The following is a 3,537-nucleotide window of genomic DNA, read 5'->3' on the forward strand; positions in this document are numbered from 1 at the left end:
ACGTCGATCGTCACGACGGCCTCGCCGTCATCGGGCGCCGCGACCCGTCCGGTGCGCACGGCCCACGCGCCGAGCGCCATCGTGCCGTGCCCGCAGGCGGTCGAGAAGCCGTCCTTGTGCCAGAAGAGGACGCCGAAGTCCGCCCCGTCGTCGTCGGGCGGCGTCACGAAGCCGCCGTACATGTCGTCGTGCCCGCGGGGCTCGAGGCACAGGAATCTGCGGACGGCATCCGCTTCGCCGGTCATCGCCTCCACGCGCCGCTCCGCGACGGTCGCGCCGTGGGTCGGCACCCCCTCTGCGATCCGGAACGGCTCTCCCGCCGTGTGCCAGTCCTCGGTCGCCCAGCGCATCAGTCCGACCCCTCGATCCTCGGTGCCATGTGTGACATAGTACTGTTCGGATGGGCCGGATGGGAGACGAGGAGGTGACCGTGGCGTACGACGTCGGGATCATCGGAGGCGGCATCGTCGGCGCCGCCGTCGCCGCCGAGCTCGCCGGCCGCGGCCGCCGCGTCGTCGTCGTGGAGCGCGACCGCGTCGCCAGCGGCACGAGCGCGCGGTGCGAGGGCAACCTCCTGGTCTCGGACAAGGGACCGGGCCCGGAGCTGGAGTTCGCCCGTCTCGGCAACGCCCTGTGGCGGGCCTTCGCGGCGTCGTACCGGGAGGAGCTGGGCGAGGACTTCCCGTCGCTGGAGTTCGAGGCCAAGGGCGGTCTCGTGGTGGCGACCGGCGAACGCGGGGCCGGTGCGCTCGCCGAGTTCGCCGCGCGGCAGCGGAGCGTGGGCGTCCGTGCCGACGAGCTGACGACGGCGCAGGCCAAGGAGCTGGAGCCGTGGCTGACCGATCGCGTGCACGCCGCGGTCTGGTATCCGGACGACGGTCAGGTGCAGCCGGCGATCGCGGCCGAGGCGCTCGTCGCCCTCGCCCGCGCGCGCGGCGCGACGGTGCTCGAGCGGTGCGAGGTGCACGCGGCGATCCGCGAGCACGGACGACTGACGGGCGTGCGCACTGCGCGAGGTGACGTGCGGGTCCATGACCTGGTCGTCGCGGCGGGGCCGTGGTCGGCCGAGGTGGCCGCGCGTCTCGGGGTCGGCATCCCGGTGCGGCCTCGGCGCGGCGTCGTGCTCGTGACGGCGAAGATGCCGCAGCGCATCCACCACAAGGTCTACGACGCCGACTACGTCGGCGCGGTCGGGTCGGGGAGCGAAGGCCTCATGACCTCCAGCGTCGTCGAGTCGACGCAGGGCGGAACCGTGCTCATCGGCTCGAGCCGTGAGCAGGTGGGCTTCGACGATCGCTTCCGGTCCGCCGTGTTGCGCGAGATCGCGGCCAAGGCGATCGGCCTGTTCCCGTTCCTCGCCGACACCGCCGTGATCCGCAGCTACTCCGGGTTCCGGCCGTACATGCCCGACCACCTCCCGATCGTCGGCCCCGACCATCGGCATCCCGGACTCTGGTACGCCACCGGGCACGAGGGCGCGGGCATCGGCCTGTCGCTCCCCACCGGCCGCCTCCTGGCCGACCTGATGGAGGGGAACGACACCGAGGTCGACGCGAGCGCGTTCTCGCTCGCGAGGCCGACGCTGCGAGAGAGCCTGAAGGAGAGCGCATGAGCGCGTCGGAGGCGTCGTTCGAGCGGCCCGTGCACATCACCGTCGACGGCAGACCGCTCACCGGCGTGAGCGGCCAGTCGATCGCCGGCGTGATGATGGCGGCGGGCATCCGCTCCTGGCGGAGCACCGCGCGGACCGACGCGCCGCGCGGCATCTTCTGCGGCATCGGCGTCTGCTTCGACTGCCTCGTCTCGGTGGACGGCGTGCGCGACGTCCGCGCCTGCCAGCGGCGCGCACGCGAGGGAGACGTCGTCGACCTCCAGCACGACGGTCGCGCGGTCGAGTCGCCCGGCGACGGCGGGGGATGCCGATGACCGATCGCTCCGCGGACCGCCGGCACGTCGTCGTGGTCGGCGGCGGCCCGGCCGGGCTCGCCGCCGCGATCGCCGCGGCCGATGCCGGGGCGCGCGTGACGCTGCTGGAGGCCGGGTCGCAGCTCGGCGGCCAGTTCTGGCGGCATCTGCCGGAGGGACGGGATCCGCGCGGGCAGGAGCGGCTGCACCACGGCTGGTCGACCTTCCAGGGGATGCTGGCACGTGCGCGGGACGCGGACGCGATCGAGGTCCGCACCGAGACCAGCGTGTGGGCGGTCGCCGCCCGCCCCGGCGACGAGGTCGGTGCGAAGGGCCTGCTCGTCGAGACGATCGCCGGTCCCGTCGACGGGACGGCGCGCTCGAGCGACTCGCTCCGGCCCGACGCGCTCGTCATCGCGACCGGTGCGCACGACCGCACCCTCCCCTTCCCCGGCTGGGAGCTGCCCGGCGTCTACACCGGCGGCGCGGCGCAGGCCCTCGCCAAGAGCGAGCGACTCGCGATCGGTCGGCGCGTCGTCGTCGCCGGCGCCGGGCCGTTCCTGCTCCCCGTCGCGGCGTCGCTGAGCCAGGTCGGCGCCCGCGTCGTGCTGGTGGCCGAGGCCGGGCGTGCGCCGCGCCTCGTGCGCGGATGGCTGCCCCGGCCCTGGCAGCTGGCGCGCGTGCCGCACAAGCTGACCGAGCTGCTGCAGTACGTGGGCGGCCAGATCGCCCACCGCATCCCCTACCGCCTCGGCCACGCCGTCGTCCGGGCCGAGGGCCGCGGCAGCGTCGAGCGCGTCGTGCTCGCCCGGGTCGACGCGCAGTGGCGTCCCATCCCGGGCACGGAGCGCGTCGTCGCGTGCGACGCCGTCTGCGTCACGCACGGCTTCACTCCCCGGCTCGAGGCTGCGATCGCCGCCGGATGCGCGCTGGACGACGATCGCTTCGTCGTGATCGACGAGGGATGCCGGACGTCGGTGCCGGAGGTCTACGCGGCGGGTGAGATCACCGGCATCGGCGGCGTCGACCTCGCGCTGGCGGAGGGCGCCGTGGCGGGCCACTGCGCCGCCGGCGGCGCGTCCGCCGACGCGGCGATCGCCCGCGCGCAGCGGGCCCGGGCGGTGTTCTCCGGCTTCGCGGACCGCATCGAGGCCGCGCACGGCATCCGCCCCGGATGGCAGGAGTGGGTCACCGACGACACCGTCGTCTGCCGATGTGAGGAGGTCAGCGCCGGCGAGCTGCGCCGCAAGGCGACGGCCACCGGCTCGGCGAGCCTGCGGTCGCAGAAGCTCTCGACGCGTGCCGGGCTCGGCATCTGCCAGGGGCGGGTGTGCGGGCGGTCGGCCGAGCAGCTGCTCGCCACGCGCGTCGGGGTGGAGCACCTCGACGGGGGCCGGGTGGACCGCCGGCCCATTCATGCGCCCATCCGCTTGGGCGAGCTCGCCGGCCGATCCGGCGCGCCGGCGGACGCCGGCCCGAACACGGTGTGCGTCGGCTCTCGACCGACGCGGCGACAGGAAGGACAGGAGCAGACATGCGAGCCGCACGACTGATCACCGCGGTGGACTCCCACACCGAGGGGATGCCCACGCGCGTCGTCACCGGAGGCGTCGGAGTCCTCCCGGGCGCGAC

General features: G+C 74.8%; 4 protein-coding genes. 3 read left to right on the plus strand and 1 reads right to left on the minus strand.

Going from position 1 to position 3,537, the window contains the following annotated elements; translation table 11 throughout:
• Positions 1–350 (minus strand): proline racemase family protein (locus tag WML84_RS13940; protein ID WP_347346738.1); only part of this gene is annotated, 350 nt, incomplete at its 3' end.
• Positions 351–409: 59 nt separating this feature from the next.
• Here WML84_RS13940 and WML84_RS13945 point away from each other — a divergent pair.
• Genes WML84_RS13945 through WML84_RS13955 form a run of 3 tightly spaced genes read left to right on the plus strand, consistent with a single transcriptional unit; the run spans position 410 to position 3,458 of the window.
• Positions 410–1,612 (plus strand): FAD-binding oxidoreductase, encoded by a 1,203-nt coding sequence (locus tag WML84_RS13945; protein WP_347346739.1) that lies wholly within the window; start codon positions 410–412, stop codon positions 1,610–1,612.
• Positions 1,609–1,926 carry a (2Fe-2S)-binding protein gene (locus WML84_RS13950; RefSeq protein ID WP_347346740.1) on the plus strand — a complete coding sequence of 106 codons (318 nt, stop codon included), beginning with the start codon at positions 1,609–1,611 and terminating at the stop codon, positions 1,924–1,926. Before WML84_RS13945 ends, WML84_RS13950 begins: the two co-directional genes overlap by 4 nt.
• Positions 1,923–3,458: an FAD-dependent oxidoreductase gene (locus tag WML84_RS13955; protein WP_347346741.1), complete on the plus strand. Its 1,536-nt coding sequence runs from the start codon at positions 1,923–1,925 to the stop codon at positions 3,456–3,458. Before WML84_RS13950 ends, WML84_RS13955 begins: the two co-directional genes overlap by 4 nt.
• The last annotated feature ends 79 nt before the right edge of the window (positions 3,459–3,537 follow it).

This window comes from Microbacterium sp. (assembly GCF_039812165.1).
Lineage (GTDB): Bacteria > Actinomycetota > Actinomycetes > Actinomycetales > Microbacteriaceae > Microbacterium.